The sequence below is a fragment of the Mesorhizobium bavaricum genome (assembly GCF_056781655.1).
In genome coordinates this window covers 1,337,138-1,356,528 of the sequence record NZ_CM165566.1, presented here as the reverse complement: position 1 = coordinate 1,356,528, position 19,391 = coordinate 1,337,138, and the positions used below count along the sequence as shown (strand labels likewise).

16 protein-coding genes are annotated in these 19,391 nt (G+C 65.1%); 7 read left to right on the top strand and 9 right to left on the bottom strand.

The window, feature by feature from the left end; all coding sequences use genetic code 11:
* Nucleotide 1 precedes the first annotated feature (1 nt).
* From AC1RZR_RS06590 to AC1RZR_RS06570, 5 genes are all read right to left on the bottom strand, one after another.
* A complete protein-coding gene (locus AC1RZR_RS06590) occupies nucleotides 2-1,471 on the bottom strand; it encodes a sugar ABC transporter ATP-binding protein (protein ID WP_481828021.1) in 1,470 nt (489 codons plus the stop codon).
* Nucleotides 1,472-1,520: 49 nt separating this feature from the next.
* Entirely contained in the window at nucleotides 1,521-2,534 is a 1,014-nt protein-coding gene (locus AC1RZR_RS06585) for a substrate-binding domain-containing protein (RefSeq protein ID WP_379094666.1), read from the bottom strand.
* Between the two features lie 94 nt (nucleotides 2,535-2,628).
* Nucleotides 2,629-3,519, bottom strand: a complete 891-nt coding sequence (locus AC1RZR_RS06580; protein WP_481828020.1) for an SMP-30/gluconolactonase/LRE family protein — start codon at nucleotides 3,517-3,519, stop codon at nucleotides 2,629-2,631.
* 170 nt (nucleotides 3,520-3,689) lie between these two features.
* Nucleotides 3,690-4,424 carry a response regulator gene (locus AC1RZR_RS06575; protein WP_477268948.1) on the bottom strand — a complete coding sequence of 245 codons (735 nt, stop codon included), beginning with the start codon at nucleotides 4,422-4,424 and terminating at the stop codon, nucleotides 3,690-3,692.
* Nucleotides 4,424-5,710, bottom strand: a complete 1,287-nt coding sequence (locus tag AC1RZR_RS06570) for a sensor histidine kinase (protein ID WP_481828019.1) — start codon at nucleotides 5,708-5,710, stop codon at nucleotides 4,424-4,426. Before AC1RZR_RS06570 ends, AC1RZR_RS06575 begins: the two co-directional genes overlap by 1 nt.
* A 152-nt stretch (nucleotides 5,711-5,862) precedes the next feature.
* On the opposite strand from AC1RZR_RS06570, the gene AC1RZR_RS06565 reads away from it, so the two are divergent.
* The 7 genes from AC1RZR_RS06565 (at nucleotide 5,863) to AC1RZR_RS06535 (ending at nucleotide 14,873) form a co-directional block, all read left to right on the top strand.
* Complete coding sequence (locus AC1RZR_RS06565; protein WP_481828018.1) at nucleotides 5,863-8,280, top strand: glucan 1,4-alpha-glucosidase; 2,418 nt, start codon at nucleotides 5,863-5,865, stop codon at nucleotides 8,278-8,280.
* A gap of 49 nt (nucleotides 8,281-8,329) precedes the next feature.
* Complete coding sequence (gene gnd / locus AC1RZR_RS06560; RefSeq protein WP_481828017.1) at nucleotides 8,330-9,349, top strand: phosphogluconate dehydrogenase (NAD(+)-dependent, decarboxylating); 1,020 nt, start codon at nucleotides 8,330-8,332, stop codon at nucleotides 9,347-9,349.
* Between the two features lie 22 nt (nucleotides 9,350-9,371).
* Nucleotides 9,372-10,748 (top strand): glucose-6-phosphate dehydrogenase, encoded by a 1,377-nt coding sequence (zwf, locus tag AC1RZR_RS06555; protein WP_481828016.1) that lies wholly within the window; start codon nucleotides 9,372-9,374, stop codon nucleotides 10,746-10,748.
* Nucleotides 10,749-10,762: 14 nt separating this feature from the next.
* Nucleotides 10,763-11,467: an ROK family protein gene (locus AC1RZR_RS06550; protein ID WP_477268943.1), complete on the top strand. Its 705-nt coding sequence runs from the start codon at nucleotides 10,763-10,765 to the stop codon at nucleotides 11,465-11,467.
* Between the two features lie 215 nt (nucleotides 11,468-11,682).
* A complete protein-coding gene (locus AC1RZR_RS06545; protein ID WP_481828015.1) occupies nucleotides 11,683-12,141 on the top strand; it encodes a Ros/MucR family transcriptional regulator in 459 nt (152 codons plus the stop codon).
* Nucleotides 12,142-12,267: 126 nt separating this feature from the next.
* Nucleotides 12,268-13,368, top strand: coding sequence for an aminotransferase class I/II-fold pyridoxal phosphate-dependent enzyme (locus AC1RZR_RS06540; protein ID WP_481828014.1), 1,101 nt, complete (start codon nucleotides 12,268-12,270; stop codon nucleotides 13,366-13,368).
* 266 nt (nucleotides 13,369-13,634) lie between these two features.
* Nucleotides 13,635-14,873 carry an MFS transporter gene (locus AC1RZR_RS06535; RefSeq protein ID WP_481828013.1) on the top strand — a complete coding sequence of 413 codons (1,239 nt, stop codon included), beginning with the start codon at nucleotides 13,635-13,637 and terminating at the stop codon, nucleotides 14,871-14,873.
* Between the two features lie 104 nt (nucleotides 14,874-14,977).
* Here AC1RZR_RS06535 and AC1RZR_RS06530 read toward each other — a convergent pair whose 3' ends face one another.
* From AC1RZR_RS06530 to AC1RZR_RS06515, 4 genes are read right to left on the bottom strand one after another with little or no spacing between them, the layout of a single operon-like run.
* A complete protein-coding gene (locus tag AC1RZR_RS06530) occupies nucleotides 14,978-15,694 on the bottom strand; it encodes a glutamine amidotransferase (RefSeq protein ID WP_477268939.1) in 717 nt (238 codons plus the stop codon).
* A gap of 18 nt (nucleotides 15,695-15,712) precedes the next feature.
* Nucleotides 15,713-16,192 carry a tellurite resistance TerB family protein gene (locus tag AC1RZR_RS06525; protein WP_477268938.1) on the bottom strand — a complete coding sequence of 160 codons (480 nt, stop codon included), beginning with the start codon at nucleotides 16,190-16,192 and terminating at the stop codon, nucleotides 15,713-15,715.
* A 35-nt stretch (nucleotides 16,193-16,227) separates the two neighbouring features.
* On the bottom strand, nucleotides 16,228-17,826 hold the full coding sequence (locus tag AC1RZR_RS06520; RefSeq protein WP_481828012.1) for a heme biosynthesis protein HemY: 1,599 nt from the start codon (nucleotides 17,824-17,826) through the stop codon (nucleotides 16,228-16,230).
* 10 nt (nucleotides 17,827-17,836) lie between these two features.
* A complete protein-coding gene (locus tag AC1RZR_RS06515) occupies nucleotides 17,837-19,309 on the bottom strand; it encodes a COG4223 family protein (RefSeq protein WP_481828011.1) in 1,473 nt (490 codons plus the stop codon).
* Nucleotides 19,310-19,391: the final 82 nt, after the last annotated feature.

The following is a 19,391-nucleotide window of genomic DNA, read 5'->3' as shown; positions in this document are numbered from 1 at the left end:
CTCAGGCCGCATCGCCGAACGAGGACTGGATGATCTTCTCTTCGGTCAATTCGTCGCGGCGCAGATTGGCGACGATGCGACCGTTCTTGAAGACATAGATGTGATCGCAATTGTCGAGCTCTTCGGTTTCCGTGGTGTACCAGAGGAAGGTGCGGCCATTCCTGGCCTCTTCGCGCACGAGGTCGTAGACCTCCAGCTTGGTGCCGATATCGACGCCGCGCATCGGGTCGTCCATCAGCACGATCTGCGCGTCGGAGCCGAGCGCGCGGGCAAACAGCGCCTTCTGCTGATTGCCGCCCGACAGCGAGAAAATGTTGTTGTTCATGTCTGGCGTACGGATGCCGATCTTCTTTTGCCAAAATGCAGCGAGCTCGGCCTCGCGCTGCGGCGAGATCAACAGCCCGTTGCGCAAACGCGCCAGCGAGCGGATCCCGATATTCTGCGCAATCGACCATTGCGGGAAGATGCCGTCCGACTGGCGGTCGCCGGCCACCAGCGCCACCGGCGCGGTCACCTCGATACCGGCCTTGGTGCGCGATGCGGCCTCGAAGATCGCCAGCAACAGGTCGGTCTGGCCATGGCCCGCCAGCCCGGCAAGGCCAATGATCTCGCCGGCACAGGCAACAAGGTCGGTGCCGTCCTTCTGCACGGCAGGTCGCGCCCGCACCCGCAACGGACTGGCCACCGGCTTGGCGGCAGCGGCCTGCGCCGCGATCTTCTGGCGCGCTTCCGCTCCGCCCATCGCTGTCACCAGCCGGTCGCGGTCGAACGCACCAGCGGTGTCGGCGACAACCACCTTGCCATCGCGCATCACCACAATGCGGTCGGCATTCCGCAGCACCTCGCCCAGCACATGCGAGATCAGGATGCAGCTTTTGCCGCTGGCCACGAAGCGGCGCACGAAGGCCAGCAGTTGGCCGGCCGTATGGGCGTCGAGCGACGACGTCGGCTCATCGAGGATGACGAGGTCAAGCCGGTCCTGCGTCACCGTGAAGGCGCGCGCCACCTCGACCATCTGGCGCCGGCCGATCGACAGGTCGCCGACAATGTCGCCCGCCGAGATGCTGTGCCCAGGAAAAATCTCGTCGAGCTTGGCGGCGATCAGATCCGCTGCCTTGCGCCGCCAGCCGAAGCCGCGCAGCGAAGCGTGGTTGATGCGCGTGTTCTCGGCGACGCTGAGATTGGGGCAAAGCGACAGTTCCTGGAACACGCAGCGTATGCCGAGCTGCTGCGCCCGCGACACCGAGTAAGTCTCCTCGATGCCGCCATGGACGCGGATCTGGCCGCTGTCGGGCATCAGCGTGCCCGCCACCATATGCATCAGGGTCGACTTGCCGGCGCCATTATGGCCGACGAGGCCGACGCACTCGCCGGGGCCGACGTGGAAATCCACGCCGCCCAGTGCGCGAACGGCGCCGAAATGCTTTTCGGCGCCGTTCAGTCTGATGATGTCGGCGTTCCCTTCAGGCATGCTCAACGATATCCGCTCGATCATCCGGGAGGCAACGCTTGTCCGACGCTCACTTGATGTTGGCTTTGATGGCCGCGATCGCGTCTTCCTGCGTGTATTCGTGGCTGGCGACGCCGCCTTTGACGATTTTCGGCAACTCGGCCTCGAAATCGTCCTGGGTGAAGGCGAGATACGGCACCAGCAGATCGTGCGGGATATCCGTGCGGCCATCGAGCACCTGCTGCGCCACCCAGAAGGCGAGCGACGACACGCCGGGCGCGATCGACGCCGACCAGGTCTGGTAGCCGTCCTTGTCCTTCTGTTCCTTCCACCACTGCAACTCGTCCTGGCGGTTGCCCATGATGATGGTTGGGCGCGGCTTGCCGGCGGCGGCGAAGGCCTGTGCCGCGCCGTAGCCATCGCCACCCTGGTCGACGATGCCGACGATATCGGGCAGCGACGGCAGGATGGTCGCCACCGCCTTCTGCGCCGTCGTCTGGTCCCAGTCGCCGGTCACCGAGCCGACGATCTTGAACTCGGGATGGGCGGCGACGCCTTCGAGGATGCCGGCATGGATGGCATCGTCGATCGAGGTGCCGGCCAGGCCACGGATTTCCAGCAGATTGCCGCCCTTGGGCTGGAACTTGGCCATCTGTTCCACTTCCTGCTTACCCATGTCCTTGAAGTCGACGACGACACGGTAGGCGCAAGGTTCGGTGACGGTGCCATCGAACGAGACGACAACAATGCCGGCGTCGCAGGCCTGCTTGATGGCGCCGTTGAGCGCGTCCGGCGAAGCGGCGTTGATGACGATGGCGTCATAGCCCTGCAGGATCAGGTTCTGCACCTGGGCTGCCTGCGTCGGCACTTCCTTGTCGGCGGTGGTGAAGATATCGGCTGCGCCGACAACCTTGTCGGCGACCGCCTTCTTGGTGACGATGCCATAGCTGTCGAGCATCGCCTGCCGCCACGAATTGCCGGCGTAGTTGTTGGAAAAGGCGATCTTCTTGCCACTGGTGTCGGCCAGTGCCGTGCCCGACGCGAGCATCGCGGCAAAGGCGCCCAAGACGAACAGTTTCTTCATGTCTTAATCCTCCCAGATGTTGACTGCTACAGTTCCTGCCGGCTTTGACCCCGGCCTCACTCCCAATCTGATTTGAGCACGGATAATCCCAGTCTCAAAACAGTCTCAATCCCGGCACGCGCACCCGCAGCCGGTACAGCGACGTCGACGCGGCGATGTAGAGGCTCCTCAGATCGTCGTCTCCGAAGGTAAAATTCGCGCAGTCTTCCGGCGTCCGGATGACGCCCAGAATGGCACCTGACGCGTCGAACACGTGGATGCCGCCGGGGCCGGTGCAATAGACATTGCCGCGGCTGTCGATCTTCATGCCGTCGGGCGCTCCCGGCCCCTCGCCCTCGGTCACGGCCCACACCGCACCGCCGTTCAAATCACCATCCGCCTCGACGCCGAACACTCTGATATGGCCTCGCTCGGTGTCGTTGATGAACAGCCGCGACTCGTCCAGCGAGAAGCAAAGCCCGTTTGGCTGGGCGAAATCGTCAGCCAACAATGTCAGTTGAGCGCCGTCACCATCGATGCGGTAGACGCCCTGGAACGACAGTTCCTGTGGGCGCGGCACGCCATAGAACTCCACCCTGCCATAGCCCGGATCGGTGAAGTAGATCGATCCGCCGGTGGCAACGACGATGTCGTTCGGGCTGTTGAGTTGCTTGTCCTGGTGGTGCGTGGCGAGCACGGTTACGCTGCCATTGGGCTCGGCCCGGGTCACCCGGCTTGTCGCGTGCTCGCAGGTGACAAGCCGCCCCTGCCGGTCCAGCGTGTTGCCATTGGCCTTGTGGCTCTGCTCGCGGAACAGCTCGATCTCGCCGGCGGTACTGCGGCGATACATGCGGCTTTCCGGAATGTCGGAAAAGACCAGCCATTTCTCGTAAGGATGCCACACCGGTCCTTCGAGGAAGCCGAAGCCGCTCGCCAGCGTTTCGATGGTCCCATCGCCGACGACGTCGTCGAAGCCGGAATGGCGGGCGCGCGCCGACACCGACATCACTGGCTCCCGGCGACGCGAACAGCCGTGCGAATCCGCAATGTGACGAATGGCATGAGCGCTTCCCCGATATGGTCTTTTTATGGGTCGAGCGTAGTTGCGGCGCGGGCGCGGCGATACGGGTCAAAGCGCACGGCCGACTGTGCATTTGCACAGTCCGCCAGACGGGATCAGGGATTGGGCGACACCTGTGCCAGCCAGGCGTCGAGCCGGTCCTGCTCGCGGCGCAGCGCGTCGATGTTGATCAGGCCGCGCGCCATGGCGAGATAGATCGCCCGCGTCCGCGAGTTGAACACGGAAGCATCGCCGGCGCCGTCCTCCGCCGGCACGATGCCGAGCTTGTCATAGACATGCTTGATGCGGCTCTGCGCACCGCGGATCGACAGGCCGCGGCGTGCTGCAATGGCCCGGTCGGTCAGGCCGAGCGCGATGTCGATCAGGCTTTCGTATTCACCGTCGGTGATGCCCTCGAACTTGTCCTGGACGCGGTGCTGGATGCCGCGGATCTCGCGGTCGATGATGCAATGGCCTTCGCGGAAAACGCCGCGCAGGGCCGAGCGCATACCCTCCTCCGTCGCCGATTTGAGCACATAGCCATAGACCGAGCCCGGCGGCACGATGCGTGCCACGCCGCGCACATAGGCCTCATCGGCGAAATTGGACCAGAACAGGATGTGGGTGCCGGCGCGGCGGTTCCAGATCGCCCTGGCAACCTCGATCCCGGTCGCCTTCGGCATCTGCAGGTCGAGCACGACATGCGGCGGCTCGCGCTCGGCCGCCAGGTTGATGGCATCCTCGCCGTCGCTCGCCTCGATCACCTCGACGTCGCCAGGCCACAATTGCTCGACGGTGCGGCGCGCGAATGTGCGGTGCAGCCCGTCATTCTCGGCGATCATCACAAGCATTACATGGCCTCCGACACGGCGAGCTGACCCGGTCCCGTTGCAGCCGCCGTATCCGGCAAATCCCGGGACGGCTGGCGGTCAATCTCTACGACGACACGGGTGCCGCCGCTCTTGCGGCCGGCTTGCCCGATGCGCAGCCGCGCTCCGATCAGCGCGGCCCGCGTATGCATATGGCCAATGCCGCCATGAGCGGCCGGATCGACGGTGCCGCAACCCTGGCCGTCATCGGTGACGATCACCCGCAGCACGCTCGCGGTCGACGCCAGCAGCACATCGATGCGGCGCGGCGCGGCGTGGCGAACCGCATTGTTGATCGCTTCCTGGACGATCCGGTAGAGCGCGGTGCGGACAGGCTCCGGCAGGCTGTCGGCGCTGCCGTCGCTGGTGTCGGCAATGCGCACGGCGATCGGCGGCTTGGCTCTGGCGACGCTGCGGTTGAGATGCGCCTCGACCGCGTCGCGCAGGCCGAACAGTTCGAGCACGCTCGGCCGCATGTCGTCGACGATGTGGCGCAGTTCCGTCAGGCAGCCGGCGACCTCCTGTTCGAGATCGGCAAGCTGCGCCGCCCGCGCCACACCCTGGCCGCGCAAGGCCGAAAGCTGGCGCGCGATGCGGGCGAGGTCGGCAAGCGTCTGGTCGTGCAAGTCCATCGCCATACGCCGGCGTTCGCGTTCCATGCCTTCGGTCAGCTGCGAGGCGCCGACCCGCAACAGTTCGACGCGGTTGCGCGCCTCGCTCTCGGCAAGCATTGCGCGGCGCGCCTCCTCGGTCTGGATCAGCGCGAAGATATAGGGCGCGATCAGATCGGCGCATTGCTGGGCGACCGCGACATCGGCAAGCGTGTAGCAGCCAACCTCGTGCCGGCTGATGTTGAGGGCGCCGATGATGCCGCCGCGCGCCCTGAGCGGCACGACGATGCGGCTGCGCAGCCTGGCGGCGAAGATCGGTCCGTCGATGGCCGTGGCGAAATGGAAGCGCTGGTCACCCAGCGCATCATCGGCAAGCAGATAAGGCACCTCGCCCCACAGCACCGAGCGGATCGGGCTGACTTCGGTCGGCAGCGGATGCTGGGCAAGCTCGCTCCAGCTGGTGTGGAAGCCGGCTTCATAACAGGCATGCCTGCGCCCGTCATGCGACAGTACCGCCAGATCCATGTGATCGTGTGGAATCAGCGTGCCGATCTCGATGGCTGTCGCGCGGAACGCCGTGCCGGGATCGATATGGCCGGCAAGCGCCGCCGAAATCGCCAGCAACCGGTCGATCAGGACCAGGGACACCTCCGGCATGGCTTCGCGATCCTCCCGTGCCGGGAATAGTGGACGCAGGCCGGCGCCGCTGTCAACGACAGCTCCATTGACGGGTCCGATCAACTTGCGGTGCAATGATTGAAAAGGGTTCGCGTCCTGGTCTAGGGAAGGGGCCAGGAGACCGCAACAGAATGCCAGTGACGCCAACCGTTGCTCCGGGCGCCCCGGGAATTCCGGCTCGCTGGACGTCAAGCGCCAAGAGCGGCGTCGGAACGTCCCTTTCGCCAACCGGCCAGATCTGGTTCACGATCAGCCATGGCATCCTCAACGAGATCTACTATCCGCGCCTGGACAGTGCCTGCACGCGCGACCTCGGCCTGATCGTCACCGGCCACGACGGCTATTTCTCCGAAGAGAAGCGCGACGCAGTGCACGCCATTGAACCGTTCGAGGAGGGCGTACCTGCCTACAGGCTGGTCAACACGGCCGCCGACGGCACCTACCGGATCGAGAAACGCATCCTCGCCGACCCGGCCCGGCCCACGCTGCTGCAGGAGATCACCTTCACGGCGCTCAAGGGCGCCGCCAGCGACTACCGCGTCTACGCCTTGCTGGCGCCGCACCTGGTCAATGCCGGCATGGGCAACACCGCCTGGGTTGGCGACCACAAGGGAAGGCCTGTTCTGTTCGCCGCGGGGCGGGGCACCTGCCTGGCGCTGGCCTCGTCACTGCCCTGGCGAAGTTGCTCGGCCGGATATGTCGGCGTCTCCGACGGTTGGCAGCAACTCCACAACACCGGCGGGCTCGATCCAGCCTGCCAACGGGCCGAAGACGGCAATGTCGCGCTGACCGGCGAGATTGGCTTCTCCGCCGCCAAGACAAAGGCTCTGCTCGCGCTGGGCTTTGGCGCGACGCCCGACGAGGCGGCCGAAAATGCCTTCGCCAGCCTGAAGCGGGGTTTTGAACCCGCGGCGAAATCCTACATCGAGACATGGCGCAAGTGGCAAAAGGGCCTGCTGCCGCTGGACCGGCATGGCGCATCGGGGATCAACTCCTATCGCGTCTCGACCGCGGTCCTGGCGACGCACCGGTCGATCGCCATACCTGGCGCTGCGGTCGCCAGCCTGTCGATCCCGTGGGGCTTCAACAAGGGCGACGACGACCTCGGCGGCTACCATCTGGTCTGGCCGCGCGATCTGGTCGAGACGGCCGGTGGTTTTCTCGCCGCCGGCGATGCTGCGTCAGCTCTGCAAATCCTCGACTATCTCCGCTCCATTCAGCAGCCCGACGGCCACTGGCCGCAGAACGCCTGGCTCAACGGGTCAGCCTATTGGCCCGGCATCCAGATGGACGAATGCGCTTTCCCGCTGCTGCTGGCCGACGCGTTGCACCGCGCAGGCCACCTGCCGCGCGCCAGGCTATCCGCCTTCCAGCCGATGATCGAGCGCGCCGCCAGCTATGTCGTGCGCAACGGACCCGTCACCGGCGAGGACCGCTGGGAGGAAGATGCCGGCTACAGCCCGTTCACGCTGGCCGTCGAGATCGCGGCCCTGCTTGCCGCGGCAGACCTGCTCGACGCCTGCGGCAGGCAGGACGCAGTGACCTATCTGCGCGAGACCGCCGATGTCTGGAACGACCAGGTCGAGCGCTGGACCTATGTCACCGGCACGGCACTCTGTGCGGGAAACGGCGTCGAGGGCTACTACGTCCGCATCGCGGCGCCCGACAGTGCTGAGGCCGGCTCGCCGAAGGACGGCTACGTGCCGATCAAGAACCGGCCGCCCGGCGACGCCGACCGGCCCGCCGAGGCAATCGTCAGCCCGGACGCGCTGGCGCTCGTCCGCTTCGGCCTGAGGGCCGCGGACTATCCGCGCATCGTCGACACGGTCAAGGTCATCGATGCGCAATTGCGCTGCGACCTGCCGCAAGGGCCGCTCTGGTATCGCTACAATGGCGATGGCTATGGCGAGCACGTGGATGGCGCGCCCTTCGACGGCACCGGCCAGGGCCGGCCCTGGCCGCTGCTGGCCGGCGAACGCGCCCATTACGAGCTGGCGGCGGGACGCAAGGACAAGGCGGCCAGCCTGCTGGCGGCGCTCGAAGGCTCGGCCGGACCAGGCGGCCTGCTGCCCGAGCAGGTCTGGGACGGCGCCGACCTGGCCGAGCATGAACTGCTGCATGGCGGCCCCTCGGGCAGCGCCATGCCGCTGGTCTGGGCTCATTCGGAGCATATCAAGCTGTTGCGCTCGCTGCGTGACGGCGCGGTCTTCGACATGCCGCCGCAAGGCGTCAAGCGCTACATCGAGGACAAGACGGTATCGCCGTTCAGGACGTGGCGGTTCAACAACAAGATCCGCACGCTGCCGCCCGGCAAGACGCTGCGTGTCGAACTGCTGGCCCCGGCGACGATCCGCTGGAGCGCCGACAACTGGGCGACCGCCGTCGACAGCCAGACAGAGGAGAACGCTTTCGGCATCCATCTCGCCGATCTGCCCACGGCTAGCCTCCCCGGCGGAAGCACGCTGATCTTCACTTTTTTCTGGTCCGGGACCGGCGATTGGGAGAATGTCGACTTCTCCGTCATATCAGGCGAGCAGGATAGTCAGTAGATCCTTCCTCGACAAACCCAGCAAATCTCTAGGAAACAGGGAAGAAACCATGCAGATCGGAATGATGGGACTGGGCCGGATGGGCGCCAACATGGTCCGGCGCCTGATGCGCGACGGCCACCAATGCGTCGTCTACGACATCAACCCCGCCAGCGTCGCCGCACTCGTTACCGACGGTGCGTCCGGAACCGCATCCCTGGCGGAATTCGTCAGCAAGCTGGCCAAGCCGCGCTGTGTGTGGCTGATGCTGCCGGCGGCGATCACCGGCAAGATCGTCGACCAGGTGGCAGCCCTGATGGAGCCCGGCGACATCATCATCGACGGCGGCAATTCCTACTACCATGACGATGTCGACCGGGCGGCAAAGCTCAAGGACAAGGGCCTCAGCTATGTCGATGTCGGCACCAGCGGCGGCGTATGGGGCCTCGACCGCGGCTACTGCCTGATGATTGGCGGACCTGACGAAGCGGTCCAGCATCTCGATTCGATCTTCGCCACGCTCGCGCCCGGCGCCGATGCCGGCGCCCCTGCCCCTGACAAGGCCGCTGCTGGCACGGCACCGTTCGGCTATCTGCATTGCGGCCCGAGCGGTGCTGGCCATTTCGTCAAGATGATCCACAACGGCATCGAATACGGCGTCATGGCGGCCTATGCCGAGGGCATGAACATCCTCAAGGCCGGCAATGCCGGCAAGGTCAAGCGCGCCGCCGATGCCGAGACCAGCCCGTTGCAGAACCCCGAATACTACCAATTCGACATCGACCTCGCCAATGTCGCCGAGGTCTGGCGGCATGGCAGCGTCATCGGCTCCTGGCTGCTCGACTTGACTGCCGGCGCGCTCAAGTCCGACGCCTCGCTGGCGAGTTTCGGTGGCCGCGTCTCGGATTCCGGCGAAGGCCGCTGGACGCTGAAGGCCGCGATCGACACCGGCGTGCCGGCGCCGGTGCTGTCCTCAGCCTTGTTCGACCGCTTCTCCTCGCAAGGCGAATCCGAATTCGCCGACAAGCTTCTGTCCGCCATGCGCTATGCCTTCGGCGGCCATGTCGAGAAGCCGAAGGCCGGCTCGTGACGGCGGCAAGGGAGACAGTTTGATGAGCCAGGAACGCTCGGACACGCTGGTGCTCTTCGGGGCCACCGGCGACCTCGCCCACAAGAAGATATTTCCAGCGCTTTACCAGATGGTCGCCAAGGGGACGCTCACCGAACCGGTGATCGGCGTCGCGTTCGATGCCTGGGACCTCAAGCAATTGCAGGCGCGTGCCCGCGACGGCATCGTCAGTGCGCTCGGCAAGATCGACGAAAAGGTGTTCGCCAAGTTCGCGTCCCTGCTGCGCTACGTCAGCGGCGACTACCGCGATCCGGCGACGTTCGAGAAACTGAAAACCGCGCTCGGCACGGCTCAGCGGCCGTTGCACTACATGGCGGTGCCACCGACGATGTTCGAGACCGTCGTCCAGGGGCTTGAGCAATCGGGCACGGCGCAGGGCGCACGGCTGATGGTGGAAAAGCCCTTCGGCCACGATCTGCAATCGGCGCGCTGGCTGAACCGGGTGCTGCATCTTGTGTTCGACGAACAGTCGATCTTCCGCATCGATCACTATCTCGGCAAGGAAGCGATCCAGAACCTGCTCTATTTCCGCTTCGCCAATTCCTTCCTCGAGCCGATCTGGAACCGCAACTTCGTCGAGAGCGTGCAGATCACCATGGCCGAGGATTTCGGCGTCGAGGGGCGTGGCCGCTTCTATGACGATGTCGGCTGCATCAGGGACGTCATCGAGAACCACCTGCTCAACATCCTGTTGCTGCTTGCCATGGAGCCGCCTGTCGGCCGTTCGGCCGACGACCTGATCGACGAGAAGGTGCAGGTGCTGCGGGCGATCCGCACTTTGACGAAAGACGATGTCGTGCGCGGCCAGTTCACCGGTTATCTCGCGGAACCCGGCGTAGCGCCGAACTCACCGGTCGAGACCTTTGCGGCGGTGCGTTTCTTCGTCGACACCTGGCGTTGGCAGGATGTGCCGTTCTTCATCCGTGCCGGCAAGAACATGCCCGTGCATGTCACCGAGGTGGTGGTGCGACTGAAGCGGCCGCCACTCGACGTCTTCGACCCAATCAAGCCCGCCGACCAGAACTACGTCCGCTTCCGCATCGATCCGCAGGTGGTCATCGCCGTCGGCGCCCAGCGCAAGGCGCCGGGCGACGACATGATCGGCGAACAGGTCGAGCTGACGGCGCTCGACGACAGCAAGAGCGACATGCCGCCCTATGAGCGGCTGATCGGCGATGCCATGAACGGCAACGGCCAGCTGTTCACCCGCCAGGACGCCAGCGAACTGGCCTGGCGCATCGTCGGCCCGGTGCTCGGCGACACCACGCCTCCCCACCTATATGAGCCGCTCACATGGGGTCCGGCAGACGTGATGGCCGGGTTCGGGCCGCCCAACGGCTGGATCGATCCGGTAAAGTGAGTGGAGGTGACGCGATGGCCAAGGCGGTGAAACAACCAGCATCGAGCCCCGAGAAGATCGTGCTTTCGATCGATATCGGCGGCTCGCATGTCAAGATCCTCAGCAGTGCCGGCGGCGCGGAGCGCCGCGCCGACTCCGGACCTGGCCTGACGCCGCAGCAGATGATCGACGCCGTCAAGAAGCTTGCCGAGGGCCTGTCCTACGACGTCGTCTCCATGGGCTACCCCGGCCCGGTCAACCACAACAGGCCGCTCATCGACCCTGCCAATCTCGGCAAGGGTTGGGCCGGCTACGATTTCGCCGCGCAGTTCGGCAAGCCGGTGAAGGTGGTCAATGATGCGCTGATGCAGGCCATCGGCAGCTATGAGGGCGGTCGCATGCTGTTCGTCGGGCTGGGAACCGGCCTAGGCGCGGCAATGATCGTCGACAACGTCGCCCAGCCAATGGAACTAGCCCACCTTCCCTACAAGAACGGCAAGAGCTTCGAGGACTATGTCGGCGAACGCGGCCTGGAAAAACGCGGCAAGAAGAAATGGCGCAAATATGTCTTCGACGTCGTCGATCGGCTCCGCGCCGCCATGCAGCCTGACTATGTCGTCATTGGCGGCGGCAATGTCGACAAGCTCGATGAATTGCCCGTCGACAGCCGGCGCGGCGACAACACACGCGCCTTCGAAGGCGGATTTCGTCTGTGGCGCGACAAGGCGCTGATAGTCTGATATTGTTATTGTTTAATATAGTTGTTCAAAATAACGTGTGCCGCGGCATCAAGTCATTGCGCTGCGCAGATTTGCCGACTAGGAATTTCGCGCCACAATAACGCCGCCCGTCCCGTGGATGCACAAAGGACGCCGTAGCATTTTGATTTTGCGCATGACCTTTTCCGGGAATCGAATCCGATTTTCGGGTCATTCGCTCTAGACGGAGAGATAGATTGACCGACGATAGCAACAGCGCCCGTAAAGACATCGACCTGCTCGAGCTGACCGCTCACATCGTGTCCGCTTATGTCGAGAAGAACCGCTTGCCCGTTTCCGGTCTGGCCGATCTCATCGCCAGCGTCAGTGCTTCGATAAGCGGGCTCGGCCAGCCGGTGGTCCCGGTGGCGCCGCCGCTGGTCCCGGCGGTCAACCCCAAGAAATCGGTGACACCGGACTTCATCATCTGCCTCGAAGACGGCAAGAAGTTCAAATCGCTGAAGCGTCACCTCGGCGTGCATTTCGGCCTGACGCCGGATGCCTATCGCGCCAAATGGGGCTTGCCTTCGGACTATCCGATGGTCGCCCCCAATTATGCAGCCTCGCGTTCGCTGCTGGCGAAGTCGATCGGCCTCGGCCGCAAGGCCGCCCCGAAGCCGGCCGTCAAGGGCAGGAAGGCCAAGGCTTCGGCCTGAGGGAATTCCGCGCTGAGCCAATAGGCTGAGCCAATGGATTGATTGGAGCCTGCCGGCGAATCCGCCTTGGCAGGCTTCATGTTTTTGTGGCTTGGATGAATCGGACGGATTCTTTGGGGGGAAGCCATGAACTACACAAGGATGGTGATCGAGAAAGAGGCGCCGGAAGAATACGGCTACGACCGGATCCTCTACAATCTCTCCGAAAGCTCGATCGCCGACCAGAAACTCTCCGACATCGACCTGTCGCTGCCCGATCTCACGCTTTTCTATGGCGAGCATCGCGGCGACAAGGCGCTGCGCGCGCTGATCGCAATGCAGGACAGCGGCGTTTCGCCTGACGATGTGCTGGTCACGGCCGGTGCCGCCGGCGCCCTGTTCATCATCTCGACTTCGCTTTTGTCGGCGAGCGATCATCTGGTCGTCATCAGGCCCAACTACGCCACCAACATCGAAACCCCAAGGGCGATCGGCTGTGCCATCAGCTTTGTCGACCTGGCCTTCGAGAAAGGCTTCGCCATCGATGTCGGCAAAGTCGCCGCGGCGATCCAGCCGAACACCAGGCTGATCAGCGTCACTTGTCCGCACAACCCGACCGGCACGATGATGGACCGAGCCGAACTCGACGCGCTGGTGGCGCTTGCCGAAAGCAGCAACTGCCATTTGCTGGTCGACGAGACCTATCGCGACCTCTCCTATGGCAAGCGCCTGCCGGCGGCTGCGTCCCTGAGCCCGAAGGCAATCAGCGTCTCGTCGCTGTCCAAGGCCTTCGGCATTCCCGGCATCCGCATCGGCTGGCTGATCACAAGGGATGCTGACCTTCAGGAAAAATTCCTCGCCGCCAAGGAGCAGATCGGCATCTGCGGCAGCGTCATCGACGAGGGTATTGCGCGTGGCATGCTGCAGCGCCGGGATGCGTTCCTGGCGACGCTGCTGCCGGAAATGGCCAGGCGCCGCGACATCGTCCAGGCTTGGATCGACCGCGAGCCGCTGGTCGACTGGGTGCGACCTGAAGGCGGCGTCGTCGGCTTCCCGCGCCTGAATGTCGATCCCGGCTTCGACCTCGACCGGTTCTATGTGAACCTGCTGGAAAACCATGGCACCTATGTCGGACCCGGCCACTGGTTCGAAATGGAGAAGCGCTTCTTCCGCGTCGGATTCGGTTGGCCGACCGAGGCCGAACTAAGCGGCGGCCTCGACGCCATCTCCGCGGCGCTGCGGGAGTGAATTTCCGGTGCGGCCGATGGAACAGGCTCAAAATTCCTTGATCCAGCACCGATTTTCGCGCACATCGCGCTGGGAACTTTGTTAGAAGTTCCCTTGGCCGGAACAGCACCCATCCGGGAAGTGCCCCGCCGGCTATCGCATCGGCCCGAAAATCGGTTCCGATTTTCGGAAAAGCACGATGCGACAACCAAACAGTGTTGGAGCGTACTTTGTGCGTCCAATTGGACGCACGTCGCTCCAATACCATCGCAACGGGGCCTCGATCCATGACTGCCGCACAAACGTCGCCGGACCAGCGCTATGCCGCGTTCCGCCACCGCTCCTTCCTGAGCTATTGGGCGGCGCGTTTCCTCACCACATTCGCCACCATGATCGTGTCCGTCGCGGTCGGCTGGCAGATGTACGACCTGACCCGCGATCCCCTCGATCTCGGCCTGGTCGGCATCGTCCAGTTCCTGCCGTCGCTGTTGCTGGTGCTGGTCACCGGCGTCGTCGCCGACCGCTTCGGCCGCCGCCTGATCATGGCGCTGGCGGTGGTGGTGGAGGCGATGTGCGCACTGGCACTGCTGTTTCTGACACTGCACGGCATCAGCGGACCGCTGCCGATCTTCGCCGTGCTCGCCATGTTCGGCGTCGCCCGCGCCTTCTTCGGCCCGGCCTCGGCCTCGCTGTTCGCCAATCTGGTGCCGCCGGAGGATTTCGCCAACGCCATAGCCTGGAATTCGTCGGCCTGGCAGACGGCGACCATTGTCGGTCCGGTCGCCGGCGGCCTGCTCTATGGCGTGTCGGCGGAAGTGGCCTACGGCACCGCCGCCGTGCTGATGCTGGCCTCCGGGCTGCTGATCTTCACCATCCCGAAGCCTTCGCAACGCACGGAGACCGAAAAGCCGACGCTGCAGAACCTGTTCGGTGGGTTCAGCTATATCTGGAGCGAGAAGATCGTGCTGGGCGCCATCTCGCTCGATCTGTTCGCGGTGCTTTTGTCGGGCGCCTCGGCGCTGCTGCCGATCTACGCGCGCGACATCCTCCAGCTCGGCCCCTGGGGACTCGGCCTGCTGCGCTCGGCGCCGGGCGTCGGCGCCATCTGCGTCGCCATCTGGCTGGCCGGCCATCCGATCCGTAACCATGCGGGCATGATCATGCTCGGCTTCGTCGCGGCGTTCGGCGCCTTCACCGTGCTGTTCGGCCTGTCGACCATCACCTGGCTGTCGATCGTCGCACTCGCCTTCCTCGGCGCCACCGACATGTTCAGCGTGTACATCAGGGAGACTTTGATCCAGCTGTGGACGCCCGATCATGTGCGTGGCCGCGTCAATGCCGTCAACCAGGTCTTCGTCGGCGCCTCCAACGAAGTCGGCGAATTCCGCGCCGGCACGATGGCGGCACTGATCGGCACGGTCCCGGCCGTCGTGGTCGGCGGCATCGGCGCCATCGCCGTCGCCGGCCTGTGGATGGTGCTGTTCCCGCAGCTGCGCAAGGTGCGCCACCTCAACGGGCGAAATTGAAGCAATTCCCGGAAAAGTGTGAAGCGGTTTTCCGTCCGGAATTGCGTCAAGCAAAGAGATGAAGCGGTTCGGCGTTTCCGTGAAACGATGAACGGCTCTGACCCTTATCGCACTGCCGGCTTGCCGAAAATCATCCGCAGGAACTCGTCCAGCCAGCGCTTGAGATGCATGTCCCAGATCAGCCGGCCGCCGAGATGATCGCGGCCGGGCTGCGCGCCCGGCAATTCGAAGCGATGCGCGCCGCGCACCACCCAGCGCTGCATCATCACCCTGGTCAGCTCGCCGTGGAACTGGATGCCCCAGGCATTGTCGCCATAGCGGAAGGCCTGGTTGGGGTAGGTCTCGGCCGTCGCCAGCAGCGTCGCATCCCTGGGCAGCGAAAAGCCCTCGCGATGGAACTGATAGACCATCTCCGGCCAGTGCATCAGTTTCTTGCCGGCTTCGGTCGCCTTCAGCGGATACCAGCCAATCTCGACCAGCCCTTCGCCGTGACCCTCGACCTTGCCGCCAAGATGGTTGACCAGCATCTGCGCGCCAAGGCAGATGCCGAGGAACGGCCGGTTCTCCCTCAGCGGTATTTCCAGCCAGCTGGTCTCGCGGCGGACGAACTCGTCCTCATCATTGGCGCTCATCGGCCCACCGAACACCACCGTGCCGGCGTGGCCGTCCAGCGTTTCCGGCAAGGTATCGCCAAGCGGCGGCCGGCGGATGTCGAGCTCGAAGCCCTCTTCCATGAGCATGTGACCGACGCGTCCGGGGCTCGAATTCTCCTGATGTAGCACGATCAGGATCTTTGGCTTCGAACTCGTTTGGCGCGGCATGGGCAGGCGAAATCCCGTCTATTCGTCGCTCGATGTTCCGGTGGCATTGGGCGCGTGTGCCGCCGCCTTGCGGCGCGCCTCGACGCGATCGCGGCGTTCGACGCCGATCAGTTCGGCGACGCGCCAGACTGTGTTGTCCTCCAGTTCGTGCAGCTCTCCATCGGCATAGACGATCTCCCACATCAGGCCGATGAAGGCTTTGCGTGCGTCGGCGTCGAGGTGGCGCTTCAAGACGCTGGTGAAGGCATAGAGATCGATCGCTTCATTGTCGGCCCGCTCGCCGGCGGCGACGAGCGCTTCGAGTTCGGCGCCGCTGATCGAGTAGCTCTCGGCCAGTACCGCCTTGAACCGCTCCCACTCGACATCCTGGCGCACCCCATCGGCATTCATGACGTGATAGAGGAGCGCCGAAGCCGCTATGCGCGGATCATCAGTGCTGGTATGCGCGCCGGCGGCGGCCGGCAAATCCCTGAGAAACGACAGAACGCGTTCAAACATAGATCCATCCCCAACGGCCAGACGGCCGGCCCAAATCAAAACAGCCGGAACCGGCGCGGCGATTTTTCCGCTTCCTCGTCCGGATCGACGCCGGGGTCGTCCGGCAGCCGCGCATGCTCCTCGGCCGGCTCGACGGCTTCCGCGTCAGTCGGCACCGCGGCGAAGGCCGCCGCCGTTACCGGTCGGACATCATCCTCGTGGCGCTCGGCGTCCTTGCCCGCGGGCGCGCCTTGGCCAGTGTCATCGATCACTTCGACGGGCCTCTCGCTCGCCGGCTTTGCCAGCGCTTCGATGACCGGCACGGCGACGGCCGGGGCATCGTCATGGCTGTCGATCAGCTGGCCAAGCCGCTCCATCGGTGCTCGCCATTCGAAGGCGTCGAGCCGGCCGGTGATCGGTGACACCGGCGCCCAGCGCTCGGAAACGACGCCATCGGCGACCCAGGCCGGATCGCGCGGCGCCCGCACCGCCCTCGACAGCAGCTGCCGCACCTTGCCCTGGTCGCCGGTCTCGGCCTCCTCGATGTCGGCCAGCAGCAGATAGGCGCCCTCGCGGCGGTCCATCCGGATCGCGGCCTCGGCCTCACGGCGCGCGGTCGAAAAATCGAGCGCGTCGAGCGCCGCACGCGCCACCGTCATCGACGACTCGGCGTGGTTCTTCTTCATCTCCTGCAGCTTCTTCGCCCGGTTGAGGCGGTCGAGCACGGCGTCACCCGGCCGTGCATGGGTGTAGAGTTCGGCGATCTCCGGATGCGGCTCGGCCTTCCACGCCGCCTCGAGGATTTTTGAGCCCTTGCGCACATCGTTCTGCTTGAACAGCGCTGCCGCGGCAGCGACGGCGGCGGGCGCGAAGTCCGGCTGCAGCCGATTGGCCTCGATCGCCGCGGTTCTGGCGGCAGCGGGATCGCTATCGCCAAGTGCCTGTGCCTTGGCCGTCAACAGCACGGCGCGGCGGCGGTTGGCGGCGTCGCGCTCGATCTGCCGTGTCGACTTCTGCGCGTCGACCAGTTTCAGCGCGCCGTCCCAGTCGCCGCGCGCGGTCAATTCTTCCAGCGTCGATTCGGCCGCCCAGGCCAGTTGCGGCGCCATCACGGCCGCGCGCCCGGCATAGTGCCGGGCGGCGTTGCGGTCGCCGAGCCGTTCGGCTTCCAGATAGAGTCCGCGCAGGCCGAGCAGCCGCATTTCGGGATCGTCGAGCATGCTCTCGAATTTCTGCCGCGCGCCTTCATGATCGCCTTCGAGCAGCGACGCCTGCGCCTCGAGCAGATGGATCAGCGGCTCCTGGTCGGAGCGGATCAGCTTGGCCGCTTCCTTGGTCTTCTTGCGGGCCAGCGCGCCGTCGCCGGCGCCCGCCGCGATCATGCCGGTCGACAGCGCCTGATAGCCACGGTCGCGGCGGCGCACGCGGAAATAGCGCGAGATGGTGTAGGGGCTGTTCCACAGCGACTTGACCAGCCACCACAGGATCATCACCGCGGCGACGACGGCAACCACGGCCACCGCCGCCACCATCAGGCTGACTTGGTACTGGTAGCCGTTGAACGTGACGACCATGTCGCCCGGCCGGTCGGCCAGCCAAGCAAAGCCCAGCCCGAGCGCGAAAACGACGAAGAGGAAGGCCAACAGGCGGATCATGGTGTTGCCCTCATGCCTTCATCGCGCCGGAGATCAGCGCGTCGACCTGGGTTTCGACCTCAATGCGTGCTTTCAGTTTGCCGGCAAAGTCGGCACCGGCGGCCTTCACCGCTTCCGGCAGCGTATCATATTCGCTGAGCGCCTTGGCATAGTCGCCCTGTTTGACCGCCACCTCCATGCGCGCGACGGTTTCCGGCGCACCGGCACCTTCGACGGCACCGATCGGCCGGACCTTGACCAGCGATTCCGCGCTCGACAAAAGGTTCTGCAGGAAGCCGGCATTCTCATCGACGGGCGTCGCCGCGGCGACCATGGCATTGGCGGCGGTATCCGCCTGCGATGCGATCTCGGTGCGGGTCGGCACGCCTTTTTCGGCATAGGCGCGCAGCGTCGTGAGCTGCGGCGCGTCCGGCGAAATCGCGGCAAAGGTTTCGAGCTCGGCAGAGAACGGCGCGCCACGCTCGAGCGCCGCCTTGAGCGCCGACGCGGCGATGGCCAGAGCGATCTTCGGCTGTCCTGCCGCCGCCTCGACCTTGCCAGAAAGCTGCGAGACCGACTGCTCCAGTGCGGTGAGCCGGCCATCCTGCGCCGTCGTCGCCTCGCCGGCCGACTTCACCAGGGCGTCTAGAGCAGCCAGTTTTTCGTTGAGCGGGCCGAGATCGACCGGCGCCGTGCCGCCAGCCTTGCCGAGGGCGGCGACCGCCGTTTCGATCTGCTTGACCTTGTCGCCAAGCGCCGCGAGCCCGGCGTTGTCGCCAGCTCCACCGGATTCGACCGCCGATTTCAGCGCCGCAACGTCCGTCTTGACCTGATCGAGCGCCGCCGACAGCCCATCCACCTTGGCCGCTGCATCGCTGTTGCCGCCGGCTTCCTTCAAGCCGGCGATTTCGCTCTTCAGCGCGGCGATCTCGCCGTTGACGCCGTCGAGCGAGACGCCGGAACCGGATCCCGGCGCGCCGAGCAGGCCAGCAAACTGCAGCCCACCGGCGCCGACCAGCGCGATGACACCGCCAATGATGCCGGCGGCGACGCCGTTCAGGCCGCCACGTTTTGCCGGAGGTGTTGGGGCCACTCTTTCGTCCCGTGTCTCGGTTCTTGCCTTGCTTTCGTCGGTCTGGGTGCGCTTCGCCGATGCATCCTCGAAATTGTAGTCGAAGGCTCTGGTTTTACCGGCCGGCGCATCGGACGGTCCGGGATAGGAGGATTCAGCTTCGGTGCCATCCTTGGCTGCCGTTGCTGCTGGCTGCTCCGAATCGGCCTGGGCGTCGGCATGCTCCCAGGGCTCGAGATCGGTCTGGTCGGCATGCACCGGCTCCGAGGGAAGCTCGGCTTGCGAGGCGCCCTCCACTGGGGCTTCTTCGGCGCCAGCCTGTGGCTTGGCGGCATCCTCGTCGACGACGCGCGAGATGGCGCCGGGCTCGAGATCGATGGTCACCGGCTCGCGGCGGCTTTTCGAGTGTCGCATCTTCGGCGTCTTGACCATGCCTGGGCTCCGCACAATTCGCTTCGTCTCAACGCCTGGCGGCGCATGATGGTTCAGAAAGGGTCTAGCACATCACCAAGCG